The organism is Pseudomonas sp. LAMO17WK12:I5 (assembly GCF_900215165.1).
GTDB lineage: Bacteria > Pseudomonadota > Gammaproteobacteria > Pseudomonadales > Pseudomonadaceae > Aquipseudomonas > Aquipseudomonas putida_A.
The window spans coordinates 23,862-48,580 of sequence record NZ_OBDS01000014.1 but is presented as its reverse complement, the minus strand read 5'-3'; the positions used below and the strand labels follow the sequence as shown (position 1 = coordinate 48,580).

General features: G+C 62.4%; 21 protein-coding genes. 13 read left to right on the top strand and 8 right to left on the bottom strand.

Features of this window, described 5'->3' with window-relative positions:
• The first annotated feature begins 4 nt into the window (after positions 1 to 4).
• The 8 genes from CRO59_RS23460 (at position 5) to CRO59_RS23425 (ending at position 9,131) form a co-directional block, all read left to right on the top strand.
• Positions 5 to 1,228: a type II and III secretion system protein family protein gene (locus CRO59_RS23460; protein WP_097089924.1), complete on the top strand. Its 1,224-nt coding sequence runs from the start codon at positions 5 to 7 to the stop codon at positions 1,226 to 1,228.
• Positions 1,225 to 2,415, top strand: a complete 1,191-nt coding sequence (locus CRO59_RS23455) for a pilus assembly protein (RefSeq protein ID WP_097089925.1) — start codon at positions 1,225 to 1,227, stop codon at positions 2,413 to 2,415. Before CRO59_RS23460 ends, CRO59_RS23455 begins: the two co-directional genes overlap by 4 nt.
• Positions 2,412 to 3,680, top strand: a complete 1,269-nt coding sequence (locus tag CRO59_RS23450) for a CpaF family protein (protein WP_097089926.1) — start codon at positions 2,412 to 2,414, stop codon at positions 3,678 to 3,680. Before CRO59_RS23455 ends, CRO59_RS23450 begins: the two co-directional genes overlap by 4 nt.
• Positions 3,681 to 3,698: 18 nt before the next feature.
• Positions 3,699 to 4,583 (top strand): type II secretion system F family protein, encoded by an 885-nt coding sequence (locus CRO59_RS23445; RefSeq protein WP_097089927.1) that lies wholly within the window; start codon positions 3,699 to 3,701, stop codon positions 4,581 to 4,583.
• 1 nt (position 4,584) lies between these two features.
• A complete protein-coding gene (locus tag CRO59_RS23440) occupies positions 4,585 to 5,469 on the top strand; it encodes a type II secretion system F family protein (protein ID WP_096794837.1) in 885 nt (294 codons plus the stop codon).
• 23 nt (positions 5,470 to 5,492) lie between these two features.
• On the top strand, positions 5,493 to 6,215 hold the full coding sequence (locus CRO59_RS23435; RefSeq protein WP_097089928.1) for a lipopolysaccharide assembly protein LapB: 723 nt from the start codon (positions 5,493 to 5,495) through the stop codon (positions 6,213 to 6,215).
• A gap of 17 nt (positions 6,216 to 6,232) precedes the next feature.
• Positions 6,233 to 6,505 (top strand): DUF3613 domain-containing protein, encoded by a 273-nt coding sequence (locus tag CRO59_RS23430; protein ID WP_097089929.1) that lies wholly within the window; start codon positions 6,233 to 6,235, stop codon positions 6,503 to 6,505.
• Between the two features lie 226 nt (positions 6,506 to 6,731).
• Positions 6,732 to 9,131 (top strand): autotransporter outer membrane beta-barrel domain-containing protein, encoded by a 2,400-nt coding sequence (locus CRO59_RS23425; RefSeq protein ID WP_097089930.1) that lies wholly within the window; start codon positions 6,732 to 6,734, stop codon positions 9,129 to 9,131.
• A 169-nt stretch (positions 9,132 to 9,300) separates the two neighbouring features.
• On the opposite strand, the gene CRO59_RS23420 is transcribed toward CRO59_RS23425, so the two are convergent.
• From CRO59_RS23420 to CRO59_RS23405, 4 genes are all read right to left on the bottom strand, one after another.
• Positions 9,301 to 10,971 carry a ShlB/FhaC/HecB family hemolysin secretion/activation protein gene (locus CRO59_RS23420; RefSeq protein WP_027613621.1) on the bottom strand — a complete coding sequence of 557 codons (1,671 nt, stop codon included), beginning with the start codon at positions 10,969 to 10,971 and terminating at the stop codon, positions 9,301 to 9,303.
• Positions 10,972 to 11,105: 134 nt separating this feature from the next.
• Positions 11,106 to 12,695 (bottom strand): collagen-like triple helix repeat-containing protein, encoded by a 1,590-nt coding sequence (locus tag CRO59_RS23415; protein ID WP_097089931.1) that lies wholly within the window; start codon positions 12,693 to 12,695, stop codon positions 11,106 to 11,108.
• Between the two features lie 305 nt (positions 12,696 to 13,000).
• Positions 13,001 to 13,855 carry a MaoC/PaaZ C-terminal domain-containing protein gene (locus CRO59_RS23410; RefSeq protein ID WP_097089932.1) on the bottom strand — a complete coding sequence of 285 codons (855 nt, stop codon included), beginning with the start codon at positions 13,853 to 13,855 and terminating at the stop codon, positions 13,001 to 13,003.
• A 2-nt stretch (positions 13,856 to 13,857) separates the two neighbouring features.
• Complete coding sequence (locus CRO59_RS23405; RefSeq protein WP_097089933.1) at positions 13,858 to 15,210, bottom strand: 3-oxoacyl-ACP reductase; 1,353 nt, start codon at positions 15,208 to 15,210, stop codon at positions 13,858 to 13,860.
• Positions 15,211 to 15,446: 236 nt separating this feature from the next.
• Between CRO59_RS23405 and CRO59_RS23400 the strand changes: the two genes are divergently transcribed.
• The 3 genes from CRO59_RS23400 to CRO59_RS23390 all read left to right on the top strand — a co-directional run bounded on the left by CRO59_RS23400 (position 15,447) and on the right by CRO59_RS23390 (position 19,377).
• The gene (locus CRO59_RS23400) at positions 15,447 to 16,724 is read left to right on the top strand and encodes an acetyl-CoA C-acetyltransferase (protein WP_097089934.1); all 1,278 of its coding nucleotides are present in this window, start codon (positions 15,447 to 15,449) and stop codon (positions 16,722 to 16,724) included.
• Positions 16,725 to 17,046: 322 nt separating this feature from the next.
• A complete protein-coding gene (locus CRO59_RS23395) occupies positions 17,047 to 17,943 on the top strand; it encodes a PA4780 family RIO1-like protein kinase (RefSeq protein WP_003221347.1) in 897 nt (298 codons plus the stop codon).
• Between the two features lie 231 nt (positions 17,944 to 18,174).
• Positions 18,175 to 19,377, top strand: coding sequence for an MFS transporter (locus CRO59_RS23390; RefSeq protein ID WP_097089935.1), 1,203 nt, complete (start codon positions 18,175 to 18,177; stop codon positions 19,375 to 19,377).
• Here CRO59_RS23390 and cueR read toward each other — a convergent pair.
• The 3 genes from cueR to CRO59_RS23375 form a co-directional block, all read right to left on the bottom strand.
• Positions 19,331 to 19,744 carry a Cu(I)-responsive transcriptional regulator gene (gene cueR, locus CRO59_RS23385; RefSeq protein ID WP_097089936.1) on the bottom strand — a complete coding sequence of 138 codons (414 nt, stop codon included), beginning with the start codon at positions 19,742 to 19,744 and terminating at the stop codon, positions 19,331 to 19,333. The genes CRO59_RS23390 and cueR overlap by 47 nt on opposite strands.
• A complete protein-coding gene (locus tag CRO59_RS23380) occupies positions 19,741 to 22,134 on the bottom strand; it encodes a heavy metal translocating P-type ATPase (RefSeq protein WP_097089937.1) in 2,394 nt (797 codons plus the stop codon). Before CRO59_RS23380 ends, cueR begins: the two co-directional genes overlap by 4 nt.
• Positions 22,135 to 22,328: 194 nt before the next feature.
• Complete coding sequence (locus CRO59_RS23375; RefSeq protein ID WP_027613629.1) at positions 22,329 to 22,712, bottom strand: hypothetical protein; 384 nt, start codon at positions 22,710 to 22,712, stop codon at positions 22,329 to 22,331.
• A 148-nt stretch (positions 22,713 to 22,860) separates the two neighbouring features.
• Between CRO59_RS23375 and CRO59_RS23370 the strand changes: the two genes are divergently transcribed.
• Together CRO59_RS23370 and CRO59_RS23365 are read left to right on the top strand one after the other, a co-directional pair.
• A complete protein-coding gene (locus CRO59_RS23370) occupies positions 22,861 to 23,061 on the top strand; it encodes a heavy-metal-associated domain-containing protein (RefSeq protein ID WP_096794848.1) in 201 nt (66 codons plus the stop codon).
• 232 nt (positions 23,062 to 23,293) lie between these two features.
• Positions 23,294 to 24,496 (top strand): multidrug effflux MFS transporter, encoded by a 1,203-nt coding sequence (locus CRO59_RS23365; protein WP_027613631.1) that lies wholly within the window; start codon positions 23,294 to 23,296, stop codon positions 24,494 to 24,496.
• Between the two features lie 5 nt (positions 24,497 to 24,501).
• Here CRO59_RS23365 and CRO59_RS28800 read toward each other — a convergent pair whose 3' ends face one another.
• Positions 24,502 to 24,675: a hypothetical protein gene (locus CRO59_RS28800; protein ID WP_166496092.1), complete on the bottom strand. Its 174-nt coding sequence runs from the start codon at positions 24,673 to 24,675 to the stop codon at positions 24,502 to 24,504.
• Positions 24,676 to 24,719 lie beyond the last annotated feature (44 nt).

Below are 24,719 nucleotides of genomic sequence, written 5' to 3'. Positions count from 1 at the left end.
GTGCATGCAGAGTCGATTCAGGCCGCTATTAACACCTGTCGTCCGGGCCTTGATACTGATGGGACTGTCGATCAACGCCGCCGTCGCGGCCACCGGCAATTGCTCGGCACTCGGCCGTATGCCGCCGGTGATCGAGATCGGCGAAGGCTTCCAGCAGGACATCCAGTCGCCCGTGGCAATCACCCGCGTGGCTATCGGCGACCCGAAGATCGCTGATGTGCACGACACCGGCAGCGCCTCGTTTCTACTCACCGGCGTGGCCCCCGGCGCCACCAGCCTGATGGTCTGGACGTCGTGCTCCAGTGAGCCGCGCCAGAGCATGGTGTTCGTCAAGGGCAGTGCCACTGCCGCACTGACCAGCGCCAGCAGAATGCCTTCCGATGATCCGATGCTGCCCTCGCAAGTGCAGACCGACATTCGTTTCGTCGAAGTCAGCCGCACCAAACTCAAGGAAGCCACCGCTTCGCTGATCGGCACCCGGGGCAATTTCCTGTTTGGTTCGCCCGGTACGTTGCCACCGATCGACGGCGTGCCGACGCCGAGGCTACCGGTGGATAACGGCCTGTTCAATTTCTCGTGGATCGGCGGCAAGACCATGGCGATCATCAACGCGCTGGAAACCAGCGGTTTCGCCTACACCCTCGCACGCCCCAGCCTGGTGGCGTTGAGCGGGCAGAGCGCAAGCTTTCTGGCCGGTGGTGAAATCCCGATTCCGGTGCCCAGCGCCGGTAGCGACAACGTGTCGATCGAGTACAAGGAGTTCGGTATCCGCCTGACCCTGACCCCGACCGTGATCAGCCACGACCGCATCGCGCTGAAGGTCGCACCGGAAGTCAGCGAACTGGATTTGAGCAACGCCGTGCAGATCGCCGGCACTACCGTGCCGGCCCTGACCATCCGCCGTACCGACACCAGCGTCTCGCTGGCCGATGGCGAAAGCTTCGTGATCAGCGGCCTGATCAGCACCACCAACAGTTCGCAGGTGAACAAGTTTCCGGGGCTGGGCGATATCCCGGTGCTCGGCGCCTTTTTCAAAGGCTCGCAGATCAGACGCGAAGAGCGCGAACTGCTGATGATTGTCACCCCGCACCTGGTGCAGCCACTGGCGGCGGACGCGCAACTGCCATCGCTGCCGGGGGAAAAACTGCGCAACTACGACCCGAATTTCTACCGCATGTTCTTCCTCGAAAACGGCAACTTCGACAAACGCAGTGGGCTGTCCCAATGAACCAGAACCTGAGCCAGACCTTTCTGGCGATCACCCGTAACAGCACCGATCTGGAGTGGCTGCAAGGCGCACTCGCGCCGCTGGGCCAAGTGGTGAGCGCCGGGGCCGGGAGCCTGGACGAGTTGCTGGCGCTGGTCGATGTCACCTTCGCCAGCCTGGTGTTCGTCGGCCTCGATCGCGACCATGTGGTGGCGCAGAGTGCGTTGATCGAAGGCGCGCTGGAAGCCAAACCGATGCTTGCCATCGTTGCGCTGGGCGATGGCATGGACAACCAACTGGTGCTCAACGCCATGCGTGCCGGCGCCCGGGATTTCGTCGCCTACGGTTCGCGGGCCAGTGAAGTCGCCGGGCTGGTACGGCGCTTGAACAAGCGCCTGCCACCGGTGGCGGCCAACACGCATCTTGGCGGCCTCACGGTGTTGTACGGTACGCAGAGCTATTGCGATGGCGCGCTGCTTGCCAACCATATGGCGCAGGTGGTGCAAAAGAGCGGACAACAGACCCTGCTGCTGGATCTGGGGCTGCCGCGCGGCGACAGCCTGGCGTTGCTCGGGCTCGAGAGTTCGTTCCACTTCGGCGATGCCTTGCGTCACTTGCGCAGGCTCGACGCGACCCTGATCGACAGTGCCTTCACCAGCGCTGAAGCGGGGCTGCGGATTCTGGCGTATGCCAGCAGCGACGAGCCGCTGGAAGGCACCAGCGCCGCCGAGCTGTACATGTTGCTCAGCGCCTTGCGCCAACACTTCCAGCACATCGTCGTGAACCTCACCGGGCAGTCCGACAGTGAAGCCTTGCGCACCTTTGTCAGCCACTGCGACAAGCTGATCTGGTACACCGATCAGAACGTGCTCAACTGCCGCCGCAACCTGGCCGTGCTCAATCTTTGGCGCGAGAAAGGCATGAAGCTCGACCACGCGCGTTTGCTGGTGGACGGCTATCTGGGCAGCGTGGCCCCGGATGCTGAAACCCTGGGCAAAACCTTCAACCTCGAAGTGATCGCGGTATTGGCGGCCAACGCCGAAGTGCGCCTGAACGCCAAGAACCAGGGCGTCAGCCTGTTCGAACTGGCCCCGCGGGAAAAACTCACGCAAAGCCTGCGTGCTCTCGGCGAGCGTCTGGCCAAGCGCTCCGAAGGCCTGGCCAAACCCAAAGTCACCTGGTTCGACCGCTTGCGAGGCACCTCATGAGCGCGGAAAAACTGTTCGGCGCGGTGCAGCGCGGCGCGACCGGTAATACCGATCACGAAGGCCTGAAACTGGTCCTGCACCGCTACATCATCGACGCCATCGAAGAGTCGGGGAAAAACCTGCTGGAGGGCTCGCGCCAATTGCTGGCGCAGTTTGTCACCGACAAGGTCGCCGAATACATCGCCCGCCTGCACTTGGCGATTTCCCGTTACGAGATGGAGCGGCTGGCCGAAGAAATCGTCGACGAACTCACCGGTTTCGGCCCACTGGAAGTACTGCTGCGCGATCCGTCGGTGACCGAGATTCTGGTCAACGGCCCGCACCGGGTATTCATCGAACGCGATGGCGTGCTGCATCAAAGTGACCTGCGTTTTATCGACGCGCACCACGTCGAGCGGGTCATGCAACGGATTCTCGCGCCACTCGGGCGGCGTCTCGACGAGTCTTCGCCGATGGTCGATGCACGTCTGCCGGACGGCAGCCGGGTCAACGCGATCATCCCGCCGATCGCGCTCGACGGCCCCTGCCTGTCGATTCGAAAGTTTCGCAAGGACATGCTCAAAAGCAGTGATCTGATGGCGATGCAGACCATCGATCTGGCGATTTTCGAGTTCCTTCAGGAGGCGGTCGGCAAGCGTTGTAACGTGCTGATCAGCGGCGGTACCGGCACCGGCAAAACCACGCTGCTGAACATCCTCAGCCAATTGATCAACCCCCACGAACGTCTGGTGACCATCGAAGACGTCGCCGAATTGCAGCTCAGCCACCCGCATGTTGTGCGCCTGGAAACCCGTCCGCCGAATGCCGAGGGCCACGGCGAAGTCAAGGCCAGCGACCTGATCCGCAACGCCCTGCGCATGCGCCCCGACCGGATCATCCTTGGCGAGATTCGTGGAGTCGAGGTGGTCGATGTGCTGACCGCGATGAACACCGGTCACGACGGCTCGATGAGCACCGTACACGCCAACAATGCCCAGGATGCGTTGCTGCGGTTGGAGACGCTGGTGGGGCTGACCGGTCGCTCGATCGCCGAGCGCACCTTGCGCCAGATGATCTGCGCCGCCCTCGATGTGATCATCCAGCTGACTCGCATGCCCGACGGCCGCCGCTGTGTCAGCGAGGTGGTGGAAGTGGTCGGCATCCGTGAAGACGTCTACGTCACCAACACCTTGTTTCGCCTTGATCGGCGCACTGGTTTCGGCTTCCTGCGCGAAGCGGTCAATCCGGCGGGCGACAAGTTGCGCTACGAGACCCACCTGGGCTGACCGCATGGGACTTGCATCATGATCGGACCGGCCATTCTTATCCTCCTGTGTCTGATCCTGCTCGGGCTGTCGATCTGGCTGTTCGTGCACGGTATCCACAAGACCAGCAACGAACGGGTTCTCAATCGTCTCGCGGCGGGGCAGCCGCAACTGGCCGCACAGAAACCGACCTGGGTCGGGCTTGAACGGATGTTTCTGCGCGCCGGGCTTGGCCGTCCCAGCGAGCGTTTCGGGCTGTGGATGACCCTGTGGGGCGTGGCGATTGTCCTGGGTTATCTATTGGCGGACTGGATCGGTTTGCTGGCGATGCTGCTGGCGCCGCCGCTGATCCTGCGCCTGTACATTTCCTGGCTGTACCACCGGCGGATCAAACGCATGATCGAGCAGTTGCCACAGCTGCTCGACTACACGGTACGCAGTCTCAAGTCCGGCCGCACCTTGAGCGACGCCGTCATGGGCGGCATCGAATCGAGCGAGGATCCGCTGAAAAAAGCCATGGGCCGGGTGCAGCGCAACGTGCAACTGGGGGTCAATCTGCCGGATGCGGTCAGCGATTTCGCCGAACTCTACGAACAGGACGAACTGCGCATGTTTGCCCTCGGCCTCAAGGTCAATCATCGCTACGGCGGCAATGCCAGCGAGCTGTTGGAGAACCTGATCAAGCTGATCCGCGAACGTGACCAGGGCGCCCGGCAACTGCGCGCACTGACTGGCGAAACACGCATGACCGCGTGGGTGCTGGGTTCGCTGCCGGTGATTCTGGTGAGCTACTTCATGCTGACCAACCCCGGCTACATGCTCGGCATGTGGCACGACTCCGGTGGTCGGACCATGTTGATCATCGCCGTGGTGTTGCAAGTGACCGGTTGCCTGGCGCTGTGGCGCATGTTGCGGAGTATTTGAAATGGTCTATCTCGCCGCTCTGATGCTGCTGCTCGGCGCGCTGTTGCTGGTGGTCAATCACCTGCTGACCGAGCGCCGCCGGGTGCGCCAGGTCAACCAGCGTTTGCAGGGGCATCTGGTGCGCGAGAACCGTTTCGGTAACTGGCTGCGGGCTCTGGGTAACAGCAGGTTCGGTCAGCGCTCGGTGAGCATCGACAGCGAAACCCAGACCCTGCTCAGTCGCCTCGGCTGGCGCCGCGCCAGTGAGCGCTCGCTGTTCGCCGCCTGCCAGATCGGCACGCCGCTGCTGACGCTTGGGTTGGCGATCTTTCTCCAGGAAGTTTTTTTTCCGCACGCCGCCAACCGCTGGATCGTGCCGATGCTCGCCACCGGCGCCGGTTACCTGTTACCCAAGCGGCTGCTGGCTTACGCCGCCGGGCGTCGGCAGAAAACCATCGCCGTGGAGATCTCCACGTTCATTCCGCTGCTGCGCATCCTATTCGAGTCGGGCATGGCGGTTGAACAAGCCTTGCGCGTGCTCAGCACCGAAGGGCAGAAACTGCTGCCGGAACTGACCCGCGAACTGCGCCTGATTCTGGCCCGGGTCGACTCGGGACTGGAGCTGGGACAGGAGTTGAACAAGACCTCGGTGATGCTGGCGGTCGATGAGTTCACCGACACCTGCGTGATCCTGCAGCAACTGATTCAGCAGGGTGGCGGGGCAATGAAATCGCTGCTGGCGCTCAAACAATTACTCGACGACCGCCGCCTCACCCGACTGCAGGAATACATCTCGAAGATGTCGGCGAAGATGTCGGTGGTGATGATGCTGTTTCTGTTTCCTGCCTTGCTGATCGTACTGGCCGGCCCGGGGTTCACCGCGATTACCCGGGCGTTTGCAAACTGACGTTGGCTCATGGAGAGCGTTTGATGAAAGCACTGATTGTCTTGGCAAGTGTGTTGTTGCTCGGTGGTTGCGCCACCGACGGTCCGGCGCCGTGGTCGGCGATGCTCGCACCGACCAGTTGCAGCAAACTCGATTCCGAACAGGAACTGGCACTGAACCTGGCGGACGATCTGGCCAACGACGGCAAACTGCACGCCAGCCTGGCCAACCTGCAAAGCCTGCCCGACAAACTGGTCGAGGTCCGCCTACGCAAGGCCAGGGTGTATCGCTTGCTCGGGCGCAATGAAGCCGAGCCGCTGTATCGCGGGCTACTCGGTACTTGCCTCACGGCGGACGCCGAACACGGCCTGGGGCAGATCTATGCCGCCCGTGGCGACAACGGCCAGGCTCAGGCGCACTTGCAACGCGCGGTGCGTCTGGCGCCGACCAATGAAAAAATCCGCAACGACCTCGGCGTGGTCTACCTCAACCAGTTGCGTCTTGAAGATGCGCGTTTCGAGTTCCTGACGGCCATCGAACTCAAGCAGAACGATCAACTGGCCACGCTGAATCTGGTGAGCTTGCTGCTGTACCAGAACAACTGGCAGCAAGCAGCCGAAATCGTCAGCCGCGCGCACCTGACGCCGGAGCAGTTCGCCGACGCCCAGGCCCGCGCGGAAAAACTCAAGGTGCCGGCCAAGGCCCCGACCGCGGTTGGTAATCAAGTAGCGGTGGTGGCTGACCCACAACCGTCGAAGCTCAAGTGACACTCCGGGAGATGACCATGAACACCTTGCACAGTGTTTATTGCCTGGCCCTGCTCAGCCTGCCGTTCGCCGCCCAGGCGATCGACGCCGGCCCGGCCTCGGCGCAGCAACAGGAAACCGAAGGGTGGCTGGTGCTGCAAAGTCGCAACCAGGCCGCCTCGCTCAAGCCGCAAACCGCCACGGCGGCGGAGCGGGAGCTGGCGCTGCAACGCTGGTTGAAGAAATACAAATACGAGATTCCGGATTTTTACGACCCGGATGCGGGCGGCAAGATCGAGACCAAGAACTAGGTTGATCGCCACGCTCAAGCGCGCAGGAGATGCGGCCTGAGCGGATACTGGATGGATTGTCTTGAAAATTGACGCCATCACTTTGACATTTGTGTGGTATCAAAATGATGGCTCATGTACATTCCCCGCGCCCGAACCAGGACGACTTGGTGGGACGGTAGGGATGCCTGAATCATGTAATGAACCCTGCTGAAACTGTTTCTCATGTTTTGGAAGGGAATCTCGCGTGACTATCGTTTGCCTGCGCCGCTCTGCCTTGGCGCTCTCCATCTCCGCCGCCGCTTTGCACACCTCTATGGCTATCGCCGCCGGCGCGAGCCTGAACCATGACCTGAGTGGCGGCCCGCTGACCAGTAACCTGCAGAACTGGGGGCTGATCACTCTGAGCGGTAACGGCAATATCGCTCCTGTTTCCCAGGTGAGTACGACCTACGGCGCACAGCTCTCGGGAGTCACGGCGGATCAACTGCGCAACACCGGCAATATCCGGATTGACGGCGCCAGGGTCGGCACCGGGATCAGTCTGGGGACCGCTGGAGTGGTGCCGACCAAAATCGCCGGCGCGCTGCTCAACGAAGGCTCTATTTCAGTTCACGGTCTGGCCGACGCTGGCACCTCCAGCGGTATTTCCGATCTCGGCAGCACGCTGGGCGATTCGTTGGTCAACAGTGGCAGCATCGACGTCAGCGGCCAGACCGCCAGTGGCCTGTTGCTGGTGCATACCAACATGACCGGGCTCAGCAACCGAGGCACCATCACCGCAAGCGGCACCGACGCATTGGGCGTATTGCTCGATGGCGCGACGCTGAGCCAGTCGGTCAACAACACCGGGACTATCCGTGCGACCGGTGCCAATGCCGAGGCAGTAGTGTTCGAGGGGGTCAAGTTCAGCGCTCCGGCGAGCGCCAATTCCACCGCGCTGTGGAACGGCGGAACCATCTCCGGCGAGGACATCGGTGTGCATGTCAGTGGCCAGGCCAGTGGCGCCCGGCCTTTCGGCATCTATCAAATGAACGGGTTGATCGAGGGTGGCAAGGCGGCGATCCAGGTCGATGACGGCACGAGCTACTTCTATTTCTATGGCGGCGCGGTGAAGGGAGACCTGCTCGGCCTGTCCGGCGTGCTGGTCGACGGTGATGCGACTTTCGACGGTTCGACCATCCGCTCCGGCTACGTCACTATCGAAGAGGGCACGCTGACCCTGATGAAGCCGCACACCACCTTCATCGGCGACTTCGATATGGAAGAGTCGAACTCGGTGCTGGAGATGTACCTGGGCAATGACACCAACCCGGCGCTGCCTGTGCTGAAGGTCACCGGCACCACCGATATCGCCCCGGGCGCGCAACTGCGTCTGCTGGCGCGCTCCAGTGATTTTCGCGTGAGCCCCGGTGGAACGCGTTACACCCTGATCAGCTCGGGGAATCTGGTCGGTGGCAACAACCTGACCGTGACCTCGACCTCCGCGCTGCTGGATGTGAAGAGTTTCGGTGTGGTCGGTAACGACATCACCAGCGTGGTGACGACCAAGTCGAGCGAGGTGCTGGCCGAGAACACCCTGGCAGTCGGCGGTAGTGATAACGCGGCGACGGCGGTCGGGCATGTGCCAGGACTGCTGGCACGCCTCGATGAACAGGATCCGGTGTTCCAGGCATTCGCCAACGCTGGCACCGATGCCGAACTGGCGCGCCTGAGTGAAACCCTCAGCCCGGATGTCAGCCGTGGTGTACTGCACGCGGCGACCAACAGTCAGACGCTGGTCTCGGGCGTGATCAATGATCGCTCCAGTCGTGCACGCTCAGCCACCGGCGCCCCGGAAAAAGGCGTATGGCTGCAAGCCTTGAGCAGCGATGCCAATCAGGACGAGCGTCGCGGTGTCGCCGGTTATGACGCCGACAGCCACGGGATCGCGGTCGGTGCCGATGGTCAGTTGAATGCCGATACCACGCTCGGTCTGGCCTACAGCTACCTCGATACCGATGTGAAATCCGACCTCGGCAACAAGACCAAGGTCACTGGGCATGCGCTGACGCTGTACAGCAACTGGGTGCATGACAACTGGTTCGTCGACTCGTCGCTGATGTACGGCTGGAACGATAACGAATCCAAACGTTATATCGCTGGCACTCAGGCCAAGGCTGATTACGACAGTGATGTATTCGGCGTGAGCGCACTGGCCGGGTACAGCCTGCGGCTGATGCCTGATGTGGTGCTGGAACCACAGGTTGGCGCGCGCTATGCCAATGTCGGCATGGACGCGTATCGCGAGAAGGGCAGCTCGGCGTCGCTGAATGTCGGCAGTCAGCGTTATGAAGTCGGTGAGATGGGCGTCGGTGCACGTCTGGCGGCGGCATTCGATGTTGGCAGCGGCAGCCTGGAACCGGAAGCGAAGCTGATGGCCTGGCATGACTTCATCGGTGACAAGGTCAGCACCACATCGGCCTTCGTGCTGGGGGGCGAGTCGTCCGTCAGCCGCGGTACCACTCCGGTGCGTGACAGCTATGAACTGGGCCTGGGCGCCAACTACCGGATGGGCGCGTGGAGCGTCGGCGGCTCTTACAACTATCTGACCTCCAGCGGTTTCGACTCCGACAGCTTTACTGCGAAGGTGCGTTACGCGTTCTGATCCACATCGGGTAAAACCTGTGGGAGCGAGCCTGCTCGCGAAGGCGTAGTGTCAGTCGGCAAAAATGCTGACTGATCCACCGCTTTCGCGAGCAAGCCCGCTCCCACAGGGATGTGCGCTGCAATGTGAGAGCAAGCGGTCTGCCTGCTCAGTTGATTGATCTGACACCCTACAGTTGATAGCTGAAACTGATGCTGTAACGCGCCCGACGATTGAACGTGTCCAGCGCTTCATCGGACATCGGTTTGGCGGCCTCCAACGCAATGTTGTAGTACTTGGCATCGCCAAAACGCAGGCCTACTGCTGCCGATGACAGGTCATTGCTCTGCACCGCCAGCTTGTTGAACCAGGTTTTCGAACGGTCCAGCACCACGTATGGCTGCAGGATGCGCACCCAGTTGCCGTCGCGATTGAAACTGTAGTTGATCTCGTAAGCCGCACCCCAGCCCTTGTCGCCCGATGCCTGATCGTCCGGGTAGCCACGGCCGAAATTCTGCCCGCCGAACACCGCGCGTTCGCTGTCAGGCAGGGTGTCATCACTCCAGTACAGCGCGGCCGACAGCACGCCTTGCCAGTTGTCGAAGAACTTGTCGCTTTGCACCCCGGAGAGGCGTAGGCGCAGGAAGTTCAGGTCCAGCGCCGGGTTGTTGGAATGCGCGCCCATGCTGTCCAGACCCTGATACACGCCACCACTGAGAATCCGCAGTTGCCGGGCATCGCTCTTGCGCCAGTCGCCTTCGAATGCGAGGGCACGCACGTTGGTGCGCTCTTCGATGCTGAGCGGATAGCCGACCACGTCGTAGCGGTTTTTGTCATCCACTGCATAGAGCCGCGCTCCCGCGTTAAGCAGTTCGTTGGAGGCGGCAATGAACGGGTGGCTGACACCGATGGAGTAACGATTGTCTTCCTTGTGCGGTTTGAGTTCGAAGCCATCGCTGGTGAGCACATTGGTGCCCGGATCGGCCCGGTAGCGCGAGGCAAACAGGCTCAGTTGCGTACCTTCGCTATTGAGGAACTGGTTGTAGTCCAGGCGGTAGTAATGTTCGTGATCGTCGCCCGGCGGAAACAGCCCGCTGAGGGTCAATTGCTCGCCCATGGCGGTCTGCGAGTTACTGCTGACCCCCAGCAATGCCTGCGTGCCGTTGCGGTTATCTTCGGTGGTGCTCATGGTGCTGGTGAACGGTTTGCGGCTGGCCTGGGCCACCAGTGTTGTTGCGCCGTCGGTGGTGCCGGGCGGCGGCACTTGCGCCTGGATGGTCACGCCGGGGATGCGGGTCATCAGGGTGGTGTAGCGTTCGAAGGTCTTGCGGGTCAGCGGGCGTTCGGCCTGGATTTTGGCTGCCAGTTCGTCGAGCAGACCTTTGACCCGGCCGACATCGCCCTGCACCTGCACATCGCGCACATAACCTTCCACCAGCACCACTCGGGCTACGCCGTCGTCGAAACGCTGTTGCGGCAGGAAGGCGTAGGACAGCAGATAGCCGTCCTTCTGGTAGCGCCGGGTGATGTCGCGTGTGGCTTCGATCAGGTCGGCGAGGCTGGTCTGATGGCCGATCAGGGGTTTGTAGACTTCGGCCAGTTCGTTGAGCGGGTAGATCGTGCCGCCTTCGATCTGCACGGTTTTCAGATTGACTTTGGTCTCCATCAACAACGGCTGCGCCGTGGCCGCGCCGGGGTCGGGTACTTGCAGGGGCGTGGCGGCGGGGCGATAGGCATCTGCCGGCAGATTCGGCACGGGCAGGTTGCGGGTGGTTTCGTTGCTGTTGAGAAAGCTGGGCAGGGTGTCGGCGAGGGCGGCGGAACTGAGACTGAGGAACAGCAGGGATGCCATTACGCGCATAGGACACTCCATGGTCAGATCACAGCGCTGGGCTGAATTTTTCCTAAGAAAAAAGCGGAAGACTCGTGGGAATCTTCCGCCCTCAACCAAGCGTAGGCGCTGTAGGTGAGGCCGTCGAATCGGCCAGGTGCAATTTAGCGTTTGTTGCCTCCAAGAGCGCCGGTCAGACCACCGAGCACGCCACCCAGACCTCCGGTTGCGGTGCCTCCGGTGGCGGTGCCGCCGCTGACCAGTCCGCCGACCGCACCGACGGTGGCGCCGACGTTGCTGACCACACCACCCACGGCGGTGGTGACCGGGTTGTTGGTGGCGGCGATGGTGTTGCCGATGCCGCTGACGGCGCCGCCAACCTGGCCGGTGAGACCGGCGACCGGCGCGCCCAGACCTGTCGCGGCGCCGACTTGTTGAGTGACGCTGGTGACCGCACTGGTGACTGGGTTCAGCCCTGCGCCGACGGTAGCGCCGACGGTGGCCAGTGGCGAGGTGGTGGCGGTGATCGGCGTGCCCGAGCCGCCGAGTACGGTGTTGAGCGAAGCGATGGTGTTGCCCAGTCCGCCAGCCGTGACGCCGCCGGCGCTGACCACGCCGTTGGTGCTGCCGGCGTTCAGACCGGCACCGACGTTGACCACGGCGCCGCCAACCGTTTGCAGCAAGCCGGTACCGCCCAGGCCGCCGCCGAGACCACCGCCCAATCCGCCACCGCTGCTGGTGCCGTTGTCCACCAGCCCGCCGGCTTTGCCGACGGCAGTGCCGACATTGGTCAAGGCGCCGCCGACGGTGTTGGTCAACGCGTTGCCGCCGCCAGCACCGGTTACCTGACCGCCCACGCCTTTGACGGCGCCACCGACCTGGCCGAGGACACCATTGAGCGGAGCGCCGAGGCCGGTTGCATCGCCGACTTTGTCGGTGGTGCTTTCAACCATGGCAATCACTGGTACCAGACCGTTGCCGACACTTTTAGTCACCGAGCCCAGTGGGCCAGTGGTAGTGGCCAGACTCAGGGTGTCGCCGAGCATGGTGACTTTTTCACCGACGCCGTCGAGCACCGGAGCGACTTTGGTGACCACGCCGCCGACAACCGGAACGCTGCCGGTGGCGGTCGCCAGTTTGCTGCTCAGATCCGAGACGCCGGTACCGACATCTGAAACCACGCCGCCGACCGAGGACGCCGTGACGCCCAGGCCATTGTCGACCGTGCCCAGTTTGCCGATGCCGTTGGCCACGCCATCACCCAGGGTAGTGACCACATTGCCTGTGGTTTTTACTGCGCTTTGCACCACGCCGCCCACTACTGGAACGGTGCTCAAGGAGTCGCCGACCTGACCGACACCACTGCCGACGCCCGCGACGGTGTTGCCGACATCCTGCACCAGGGTGGTGGTCACTAGCGGGGTGGTAGTCGGGTTGGTCGGGTTGGTTGGATCCGTAGGGTCTGTCGGATTGGTAGGATTGGTCGGGTTCGTCGGATTGGTCGGATTGGTCGTGCCGGTACCGCCAGTGCCACCGGTACCACCTGTGCCAGCGGTATCGGTGCCGCCAGTACCGCCAGTGCCACTACTACCGCCTGTGCCACCAGTGCCGCCAGTGCCCGACGTCGCGCTGTCTGGCGAAGAGCTGCCGGAGCTGCTGTGATGGCCGCCACCGCCGCTGCTGCAGCCAGCCAGACCAAGGGAGAGGATCAATGCCAGAGCTGTTGCCGATTTGCACCACACTTGAGTTTTCATGATTGAGATTCCTTGCACCTGTAACAACATTCGTCGTTTTCGATGGCTCACCGATCTGTCGCCGGTGATGCCTCGTCCGTGGTGCCAATCTCGATCGCGCGGTGCTTTTCCACCATTCTCAAGTTGGTATTAACGCCTTTATATATAAGGCGCCGCGCCGTGCCTAAGCACTAATACCCAAGATATAGACGCATAAAAAAAGGCCTTGAAAATCAAGGCCTGGAGTTTTTCAGAGTGCGGCGCCAAGCGCGGAAAAACTTAAGTGATATATACACAATTTACAGGCTTGCCTCCGGGGTACGGGGTCAGGCAATCGGTTGCCATTGCCCGACCATGTGTTCCAGATCGCCGTTGCCGATCAGGCGCAACTCGCCGCTGGACCCCGGCGCACTCGCCAGCAATGAAACCTCACTGGGCAAGCGCACCGGTTTGCGAAAGTGCACGGCGATTTCAAGGTTGGCTTTGGGTAGATGATCCGACAGTGCGGCGAGGGTTCGCGCCTTGTTCCACAACCCGTGAGCAATCGCCGTGGGGAAACCGAACAGTTTGGCGCTGGCAGCGCTCAGGTGAATCGGGTTGTAGTCGCCCGACACTTTGGCGTACTGCCGACCGATATCGGCGGGGGCTTTCCATTGCGCCACTTGCGTCAACACTTGGGACGGTTCCCAGTGTTGCTCGACAGTTTCGCCGTCGAGTTTCACTCCGCGACAGAGCATCTGGCTTTCGGCTTCCCACAGCGGCCCGAGTTGATCATCCAGAGTGGTCAACACCTCGAAAGTCGCCCCTTTGGGATGTGGCTGCAGGTTGTGCACACGGACGCTGATTTGTGCTCGGTTGATCCCGCCCATCGGCCGCAACACGCGAATGCGGTTGCTCAGGTGAATCAGCCCCAGCAACGGGAACGGAAACTCCTTGGCCGTGAGCAATTGCATCTGCAGGGCGAACGCGAGGATGTGTGGATAAGTCGGCGGCAGCAGGCCGTCATCGGCAAAGCCGCAAACCTTGCGATAGGCCGCCAGTTTCTGCGGGTCGACATCGACCCAGCAACGCAAACCCGTTTCGGGCAGTCGGGTGCCGGTGATCTTGCGCCGCGTCGCGGCCCGCGCGTACAGGCCGGGCAGGCTCGGTTCACGGTCGAGGGTGTGCCATTCAATGCTCATGCCTATGCCCCCAGAACACTTTGTCCACAGACCCGCAGCGCCTGGCCGGTAAATGCGCCGGTGCCCGGTTGCGCCAGCCACGCGACGGCTTCGGCGACGTCTTGCGGCAAGCCGCCCTGGCCCAGCGAACTCATGCGCCGTCCGGCCTCACGCAGGCCGAACGGGATGTGCGCGGTCATCTGGGTTTCGATGAAGCCCGGGGCCACAGCGTTGATGCTGATGCCGCGTTCGTGCAGCGTTGGCGCCCAGGCCTGAGCCAGGCCGATCAGCCCGGCCTTGCTCGCGGCGTAGTTGGTCTGTCCACGATTGCCGGCGATGCCGCTGATCGAGGCCAGCAGAATCACCCGCGCATTGTCGTGCAGGGTGCCGCTGTCGAGCAGCGCCTTGGTCAGCACTTGCGGGGCATTGAGGTTGACCGCCAGCACCGCGTCCCAGAATTCCGGGGTCATGTTGGCCAGGGTCTTGTCGCGGGTGATCCCGGCGTTGTGCACCAGAATGTCGAGGCCGTCCGGCAGTTGTTCGATCAGGTGCGCGGCGGCATCTTCGGCGCAGATATCAAGGGTGATCGCCCGGCCGCCAAGACGTGCGGCGAGGGCTTCCAGATCAGTCTTGGCCGGGGGGACGTCGAGCAGAATCACCTCGGCGCCATCGCGGGCGAGGGTCTCGGCAATCGAGGCGCCGATCCCGCGTGCCGCGCCGGTGACCAGCGCCTTGCGTCCGGCCAATGGCCGGGTCCAATCGGTGACCGGCGTGGCGCACGGGCTCAGGCGAATCACCTGCCCGGAAACAAAGGCACTTTTCGGTGACAGGAAAAACCGCAACGGCCCCTCAAGCTGATCTTCAGCGCCGTCACCGACATAGATCAGTTGCAGCGTGCCGCCGCTGCGCAGCTCCTTGGCCAGCGAACGTGAAAAGCCTTCGAGCGCCCGTTGCGCACTGGATGCAAAGGGCTCGCGCAGGGTTTCCGGGGCGCGGCCGAGAATCACCAGGTGCGCGCTGCTGTCGAGGTTTTTCATCAACGGCTGGAAGAATTCGCGCAGCTGTTTGAGCTGGTCGGTGTGTTGCAGGTCGCTGGCATCGAACACCACGGCCTTGAGTTTAGGCCCGTGCCCGGGAATCCACGCGGTGGCCAGCGACGGTTCAGTGCCGTAGCTGTAGATCGCATCGGTCAGGCGGTTGGCGAACGCATTGACCCGCTCGGCCAGCGGCCCGCCGCCGATCAGCAGCGCACCGTCCACCGGCCGCAGGCGTCCGGCCTGCCAGCGTTCCAGCCGCACCGGCGACGGCAGGCCCAAAGCCCCGACCAGACGGTGGCCGATGGATGAGTTGGCGAAGTCGATATAGCGGTCAGACATGGAACGCTCTCCAAAAGTTGGGGTTCAAAGTGTGGACTACCAACGGCAATCAATCGTTCGATCCACGCAATAAGGCCTACGCTAGAACAGCAGAGTAGACCACCGTCCCTGTGGGAGCTGGCTTGCCAGCGATGGCGGAGTGTCAGCCACTGGAAATGCTGGAGGTGCCGGCCCTATCGCTGGCAAGCCAGCTCCCACAGGGATTTCCATGAATTCGGATCAACAAGGAGCTTTTCATGAGTCAGCTGCGCCGCGTCGCCATCATCGGTGGTAACCGTATTCCTTTCGCCCGTTCCAACGGGCCGTACGCCACTGCCAGCAATCAGGTGATGCTCACTGCTGCCCTGGAAGGCCTGATCGAACGCTACAACCTGCACGGCCTGCGCATCGGCGAAGTGGTGGCGGGTGCGGTGCTTAAATTGTCACGGGATATGAACCTGACCCGCGAGTGCGTGCTCGGCTCGCGTCTGTCGCCGACCACCCCGGCCTATGACATCCAGCAAGCCTGCGGCACCGGGCTGGAGGCGGCGCTGCTGGTGGCCAACAAAATCGCCCTCGGCCAGATTGACTGCGGCATTGCCGGTGGCGTCGACACCACCTCGGACGCGCCGATCAGCGTCAGCGAAGGCTTGCGCAAAATCCTTCTGCAGGCCAACCGCGCCAAGACCACCGGCGACAAGCTGAAAACCTTTCTGCAACTGCGTCCGCGGCACCTGATCCCGGAATTCCCGCGTAACGGCGAACCGCGTACCGGTCTGTCGATGGGCCAGCACTGCGAACTGATGGCGCAGACCTGGAACATCCCCCGTGAGGAGCAGGATCAACTGGCCCTCGAAAGCCATCACAAACTCGCCGCGTCCTACAGTGAAGGCTGGCACAACGACCTGATGACGCCGTTCCTCGGCCTGACCCGCGACAACAACCTGCGTCCGGACCTGACCCTGGAAAAACTCGCCACGCTCAAACCCGCTTTCGAAAAAAGCGCGAAGGGCACGCTGACGGCAGGCAACTCCACGCCACTCACCGACGGCGCCTCGGTGGTGCTGCTGGGCAGCGAGGAATGGGCGAAAGAACGTGGTCTGCCGATCCTCGCCTACCTGCGCGATGGCGAAGCGGCGGCGGTGGATTTCGTCAACGGCGCCGAAGGCCTGTTGATGGCGCCGGTGTATGCCGTGCCGCGCTTGCTGGCGCGTAATGGGTTGACCCTGCAAGACTTCGATTACTACGAAATTCACGAAGCGTTTGCCGCGCAGGTGCTGTGCACGCTCAAGGCCTGGGAAGACCCCGAATACTGCAAGACGCGTTTGGGGCTGGAGGCACCGCTGGGTTCGATCGACCGCAGCCGGCTGAATGTGAAAGGCAGCTCGCTGGCGGCGGGGCATCCGTTTGCCGCGACCGGCGGGCGGATTGTCGCCAACCTGGCAAAACTGCTGGATGCGGCCGGCAAGGGCAGGGGGCTGATCTCGATCTGCGCGGCGGGCGGCCAGGGTGTCACCGCGATTATCGAACGTTGAGCGCAATCCCCTGTGGGAGAGGGCTTGCTCGCGAAGGGGCCGTGTCAGGCGCCGTCATTGTGTCTGACAGACCGCTTTCGCGAGCAAGCCCGCTCCCACAGGGGAAATGAATGCCAATGTCAGATTCTGTCGCAAATGCCCTCGACGCTGATTGCCAACATTTCAAACCGGCTCAGCTATGATCGGCAAAGCTCGATTATTTCGGCACAGTGTGTGCATCCACAGGGTTCACAGGTCGGCAACCCCTCCCCGTAGCGCGAGGATTGCCGTATAACGAGTGACATTCGCGTGTTTGGTAATAAAGGACCCACAATAAAAGCTGATGAAGACTCCAAAACGCATTGAACCCCTGATCGAAGACGGTCTGGTCGACGAAGTGCTGCGCCCACTCATGAGTGGTAAAGAAGCAGCTGTTTATGTGGTGCGCTGCGGTAACCAGTTACGTTGCGCGAAGGTTTACAAGGAGGCGAACAAACGCAGTTTCCGCCAGGCAGCCGAGTATCAGGAAGGCCGCAAGGTGCGTAACAGCCGGCAGGCCCGGGCGATGGCCAAGGGTTCGAAGTTCGGTCGCAAAGAGACCGAAGACGCTTGGCAGAACGCCGAAGTCGCGGCGCTGTTCCGTCTGGCCGGTGCCGGCGTGCGAGTGCCCAAGCCATACGACTTTCTGGATGGCGTGCTGCTGATGGAACTGGTGGCCGATGAGTACGGCGATGCCGCGCCGCGTCTGAACGACGTGGTGCTGGAGCCGGATCAGGCCCGCGAGTATCACGCGTTCCTGATCTCGCAGATCGTGCTGATGTTGTGTACCGGTCTGGTGCACGGTGACCTCTCGGAGTTCAACGTGCTGCTGACCCCGACCGGCCCGGTGATCATCGACCTGCCGCAGGCGGTGGATGCCGCTGGCAACAACCACGCGTTCAGCATGCTCGAGCGCGATGTGGGCAACATGGCTTCGTACTTCGGGCGTTTTGCCCCGGAGCTGAAGCAGACCCGCTACGCGAAAGAAATGTGGGCGCTGTACGAAGCCGGCACCTTGCACCCCAACAGCGTGCTGACCGGTGAGTTCGATGATCCGGAAGATCTGGCCGACGTTGGCGGTGTGTTGCGCGAGATCGAAGCGGCGCGGCTCGACGAAGAGCGCAAGCAGGCGATCCGTGCGGCGGATGACGAGCCCAAAGGCAAGTCCGACGAACCGCCTCCGCCACCGTGGATGCAGTAAGCGCATGAACAGAAACCCGGCTTCGGCCGGGTTTTTTGTGCCCTGTGTTTTTCCGGAGACCACCCCAAATTCCCTGTGGGAGCGAGCCTGCTCGCGAAGGGGCCTTACCAGTCACCATCCCTGTTGACTGACATACCGCTTTCGCGAGCAGGCTCGCTCCCACAGGGATGTGTGGTGTTCCTGGAATGTGTGTGGGAATCTTGTCGCCCCTCGCACACTCAAGGATTGAATGTGAACGCCCGCCTCATCATCAGCGCCCGGCTGATCTCCGACTTCGGCGCCTTCCTCAACATGGTCGCGCTGGCGACCTATGTCTACCTGCTGAGCAACAGCGCCATGAGCGTCGGGATCTTTCTCGCCAGCCGGGTTGGCGGGGGGATTTTTGCCAGTCTGATCGGTACGCGCTTCTATCGGCGCTGGAATGGCCGGGTGCCGTTGATCGCTTTCGATCTGCTGCGCGCGGCGTTGCTTGGCCTGCTGTTGATCCTGCCGCTGAGCCAGCAGGCGTTGCTGTTACCGGTGATCGCCTTCGGCCTGGGTTTTGGCAACTCGATGTTCGCCATCGGTCTCAACAGCCAGTTGCCGAGGTTGATCGAGCCGGCGCTGCTACTGAAAACCAATGCCTGGATCACCTCGGCGTCGTCGGCGGCGATGGTCGGCGGCAGCCTGGTGTCCGGTTTGCTGGTGGCGGCATTCGGTTTCGAAACGGTCTTCGCGCTCAACGCACTGACCTATGTGCTGGCGGCGCTGTTGATTGCACCGTTGCGCTTCGCCGCTGCAGAAGTCAGCGAACAATCGACCAGCGAACGCGGCGAATGGTCAGCTCTGAAACAAGGCCTGCGCAGCGCTCCGGTGATTGCGGCGATGCTCGCCGTGACCATGGCCGACACCTTGGGCAGTGCCGCGCACAACGTCGGATTCCCGATCCTCTCCAAATTGCTCACACCTGATTCGGCCAGCACCACGCTGGGCCTGATGCTGGCGGTGTGGGCCAGCGGCAAGCTGCTCGGCGCACGGATTGCCAGTCGCCTCAAAGGCACGGATAACAGTGATCTGGAGCGACGGTATTTCTTCGGCGTGGCGTTAATGTCCTGCGGCTTTATCCTGATGTTCCAGCAGCACAGCCTTTACGGTCTGCTGCTGTTTTCGCTGCCGGCGGGGCTGGGGGACGGTTTCTCCGAAGTCAGCCTGATGTCGCGTCTGCAGCGTGAACCCGAGCATTTGCGCCTGCCGATTTTCAGTTTCCTGACCTTGCTGCAAATGACCGGGTTCGGCGTCGGCATGCTGGTTGCCGCGCCGTTTTACGGCTGGTGGACGCCGGGTGCCGTGGTCATGCTGTTCCACGGCATCCCGCTCGGTACGCTGTTGACCGTGAAGCTGCTGGCGCTCAGGCGCGGGCGGGTTGCGCGCAGCAGCCCGACGCCAGTTCCTTGAGGATCGGGCAATCGGGGCGATGGTCGCCATTACAGTGCTCGACCAGATCCTGCAGGGTGTCGCGCAGCTCGCCGAGTTCGCGAATCTTCCGGTTCAGCTCGTCGATGTGCTGACGGGCCAGCGCTTTCACATCGGCACTGGCACGCTGGCGATCCTGCCACAGGGTCAGCAGCTTGCCGACTTCCTCAAGGGAAAAGCCCAGGTCCCGCGAACGCTTGATGAACGCCAGGGTGTGCAGGTCATCTTCGCTGTAGACCCGGTAGCCGCTGTCGGTGCGATGGGCAGCCTTGAGCAGGCCGATCGACTCGTAATAGCGGATCATCTTTGCGCTCAGGCCACTGTGCCGGGCCGCTTGGCCGATGTTCATCGCTGTTCCTCCAGATCCTTCGGTTTCCAGGTTTTCAACAGTAGCGCATTGCTCACCACGCTGACGCTCGACAGCGCCATCGCCGCACCGGCCAGCACCGGATTGAGGAAGCCGAGCGCTGCCAGCGGAATGCCGATCAGGTTGTAGACGAAGGCCCAGAACAGGTTCTGGCGGATCTTCGCGTAAGTCTTGCGGCTGATCTCCAGCGCTGCCGGCACCAGCCGTGGATCGCCGCGCATCAGAGTGATGCCGGCGGCGTGCATCGCTACGTCGGTGCCGCCGCCCATGGCGATGCCGATGTCGGCAGCCGCCAGTGCCGGGGCGTCGTTGATGCCGTCGCCGACCATCGCCACCACGCCGGTTTTCTTCAGTTCGGCGACGGTCGCGGCTTTGTCGGCGGGGAGTACTTCGGCGTGAACGTTTTCAATGCCCAGCGCCTCGGCCACCACGCGCGCACTGCCACGGTTGTCACCGGTCAGCAGATGGCTGTGAATACCGCGGACGGCCAGTTGCTGCACGGCTTGCAGTGCGCCGGGCTTGAGCGTGTCGCCGAAGGCGAACAAACCGAGTACACGCGGTTCCGGGCTTTGCTCGATCAGCCACGACAGGGTTCGGCCTTGGCTTTCCCAAGCCTTGGCGGACTCGGCGAGATTGCCCGCGCTCAGGCCACTTTCTTCCAGCAAGCGCCGATTGCCCAGCGCCAGACGCCGACCGCCAAGATTGCCGGCGATGCCACGCCCGGTCAGGGATTGGCTGTCGCTGACATCCGGCACGCTCAGGTCACGCTCGGCGGCCGCGTCCAGCACGGCTTTGGCCAGCGGATGCTCGCTGCCGCGTTGCAGGGCGCCGGCCAGTGTCAGCAGGGTATTTTCATCGCCATCCAGCGCACTGAAATGGGCGATACGCGGGGTGCCGGAAGTCAGCGTGCCGGTCTTGTCGAAGACCACGTTGTCGACTGCATGGGCACGTTCCAGCGCTTCGGCATCTTTGATCAGAATCCCATGGCGCGCAGCCACGCCGGTGCCGGCCATGATTGCCGTCGGGGTAGCGAGGCCGAGGGCACACGGACAGGCAATCACCAGCACGGCAACAGCGTTGATCAACGCGGTTTCCATGGGCGCGCCGTATAGCCACCAGCCGATCAGGGTGGCGAGGGCGATCAGCAACACGCTGGGCACGAACACCTGGCTGACTTTATCCACCAGTTTTTGGATCGGCGCTTTCGCCGCCTGAGCGTCTTCTACCAGACGGATGATCCGCGCCAGCACGCTTTCCGCGCCGAGGGCGGTGGTGCGCACCAGCAGTCGGCCTTCACCGTTGATCGCACCACCGGTGACCTTGTCGCCCGGCTGTTTTGGCACTGGCAGGCTTTCGCCGCTGATCAGCGCTTCGTCGGCGTGGCTTTGGCCTTCAAGTACTTCGCCGTCTACCGGGAAACGTTCACCGGGTTTGACCAAGACCTGATCGTTCAGACGCAGGGCGCTGATCGCGACGTCCTGTTCACGACCGTCGATGACTTGAATCGCCCGCTCCGGGCGCAAGGCTTCGAGGGCGCGGATGGCGCTGGCGGTCTGGCGTTTGGCGCGGCTTTCCAGGTATTTGCCGAGGAGCACCAGGGCGATCACCACCGCCGAGGCTTCGAAATACAGATGCGGCATGCGCCCGGCGGCGGTGGCCCATTCGTACAGGCTCAAGCCATAACCGGCGCTGGTGCCGAGGGCCACCAGCAAGTCCATGTTACCGGCGCCGGCGCGCACGGCTTTCCACGCGGCCACGTAGAAACGTGCACCGAAAATGAATTGCACCGGGGTGGCGAGGGCGAATTGCGCCCAGGCCGGAAGCATCCAGTGAATGCCGAACGGTTGCAGCAGCATCGGCAACACCAGCGGCAACGCCAGGACGATCGCGCAGATCAGCGCCCAGCGTTCATGTTGCAGGCGCTGTTGCTGGTTATCGGTGGCGGGGTGTTCGGCTTGCCAGACGCTGGCCGAGTAACCGGCCTTGCTTACAGCATCGAGCAGCGACTGAATGTCGACCTGACCGAGCAATTCGAGGTGTGCGCGTTCGTTGGCGAGGTTGACGCTGACGCTCTTCACCCCGGGGACTTTGTTCAGGGCGCGCTCGACGCGACCGACGCACGAGGCGCAGGTCATGCCGTCGATGTTCAATTCCACCGTCTGCTGCGGCACGCTGTAGCCGGCGCGTTCAACCGCCTCCATCAACGCCGGCAAGCTGTCACCAGGCGCCTGGACGCGGGCCTGTTCGGTGGCGAGATTGACGCTGACGGCACTGGCGCCGCTGACTTTGCGCAACGCCCGCTCGACACGCCCGGCGCAACTGGCGCAGGTCATGCCGGCAATCGGCAGATCGAAAGTGATGGAATCGGACATCGGTCTTACTCCCTGTAGAAGATGCCTACAAGGATCAACCTTGCCACGCGGGCAAGGTCAAGCGCCAATATTTGACTCACTACAAAAACAGTGTGGGAGCGGGCTTGCTCGCGAATGCGGTGTGTCAGTCAACATCATCGCTGAATGACACAGCGCATTCGCGAGCAAGCCCGCTCCCACATTTGGAGTTTTGCTTAGTATTCGAGGGCGGCAGGTCGCAGGTACAAGCCTTTGGCATTTGCCGCGATCCGGTACTTGAGCACATCGCCGGCCTTGAGCGAGATCTCCTGCGCCGGCGGCGCGAGCATGCCTGCCTGGCAACCCGGCACTTGGCCAGGCAATTGTTTCAGACGGATGGAAATCGTCCCGTGGGGCAGGTTGAACGAAGTGGTCTGTTCCTGAAGCAGGCGCGCTGCCAGTTCATCATTGACGTACACGCCAATCTCGCAGGGAGTCGGCACTTCCAGACGCTCGCGCGAGATGATCAGAACGGCGTAGTCCTCACCGGTCGCGTTGGCCTGGGGCAGGGCGGCAAAGAGGCTGAGCAAGCCAAACAGGCTGAAAGCTGACCAGCGCATGGCTGAATCTCCTGAATTTGAGTCATTGATGCACGCAGCTTGGCTGAGCGCGACGCCGATTGCCAGCCCGGCAGTTTTCTGCAGAACTTGACCTTGCCATGGTGGCAAGCTCGACACTGCCGGCAACCTCACTCAAAGGAGTCCATCCATGCAAGTGTTCAACGTTCAAGGCATGTCCTGCGGCCACTGTGTCAAAGCCATCACCAACGCCGTGCAGGCGAAGGATCCGGCGGCCAGCGTGCGGGTCGATCTGGCGGCCAAAGAAGTCGGCGTCGAGAGTTCGCTGAGTGCCGAGCAGGTGATCGAGGTGATCAGCGAAGAGGGCTACCCGGTAAAACTCGCCGGATAACGATAAATCCTTGTGGCGAGGGAGCTTGCTCCCGCCGGGTCGCGAAGCGGCCTTTTTTTCAATTGAAAAACACTCGGCGTGCTGCGCAGTCCAGCGGGAGCAAGCTCCCTCGCCACAGGTTTCAGGTGTAGGTCATCTGATTTCTAATAGTTAGCGAGCTATCGGAATGTTCAAGGTGTCTCAGCGCGGCTAGACTGTCGGGCTGCCGACTTCTATCCCACCTGGATGCCTGATGAACTTCCGTACCATTCTGATTCTCGGTGCCCTGAGCGCCTTCGGTCCGCTGGCGATCGACTTCTATTTGCCGGCGTTCCCGTCGATGGCGCTGGCCTTTGGCACTGATGAAAAGCATGTGCAACTGACCCTGGCAGCCTATTTCGCCGGTCTGTCGATCGGGCAGTTGCTGTATGGGCCGGTGGCCGACCGGTTTGGTCGGCGCCTGCCGCTGTTGGTCGGTGTCGGCCTGTTCACCCTGGCTTCGCTGGCCTGTGCTTATGCACCGAATCTGGAATGGCTGATCGGCGCGCGTTTCGTTCAGGCGCTGGGCGGCTGCGCGGGGATGGTGATTTCCCGGGCGGTGGTCAGTGACAAGTGCGATGCGGTCGGTTCGGCGAAAGTCTTTTCGCAACTGATGCTGGTGATGGGATTGGCGCCGATTCTCGCGCCGTTGCTCGGCGGTCTGCTGGTCAATACCACGGGCTGGCAGTCGATCTTCCTCGCACTGACGGGCTTCAGCGCACTGGCCGGCCTGGCTGTGGCGTTGGGGCTGCCAGAAAGTCTGCCGGCCCATGTGCCGCGCCAGCCACTGTCCGGTGCGTTGCGCCAATACGGCCGGTTGTTCGGCGACCGGGTGTTTCTCGGCCACGCCCTGACCGGTGGGATCGCGGTCGCCGGGATGTTTTCCTATATCGCCGGTTCGCCGTTCGTCTTCATCAAACTGTACGGCGTACCCGCCGAGCATTTCGGCTGGCTGTTCGGCACCAATGCGGCGGGGTTCATTCTGGTGGCCCAGGTCAATGCGCGGCTGTTGGCCAAGCGCGGTCCGGCATTCCTGCTGGCACGGGCGGTGTGGGTGTATCTGTTGGCCGGGGTTTCTTTGCTCGCGGTCAGCTCGCTGCACACCGAAGCGTTGTGGCCGCTGTTGATTCCGTTGTTCGTGTGTATCGCCAGCCTCGGCTGCATCCTGCCCAACGCAGCGGCGTGTGCAATGAACGGCCAGGGTGCGCGTGCCGGTAGTGCGTCGGCACTGATGGGCTGCCTGCAGTTCAGCGTGGCTTCCGGCGCGGCTTCGCTGGTGGGCGTTCTGCACGATGGCAGCGCCATGCCGATGGCCATGGTCATCAGTCTGTGCGGGTTGCTGGTGGTGAGCGTCGCGATGTACACCCGGCATTTGCAGAATGCCCGGGCGTTGGCGCAAGCGCAGGCCGAAGCCTGATTGCCTCAGCCGACGGCGCGTTGCTGTCCGGGGTCGGGAATCCGATGGGGCGCGTGCAGGCGCGCTTCGAGGGTGCGGGTGAAGGCGAGCGCCTCGGCTTCACTGCGAAAGGTCACGGCGTGCTGGTCCAGGCGAACCTGCCATTGGGACTTTGCCACTTCTTTTATCAGGATCTTCATTACTGACCTCCCTTGTGTAAAAGATGCATCGCAGAGGCTTCGAG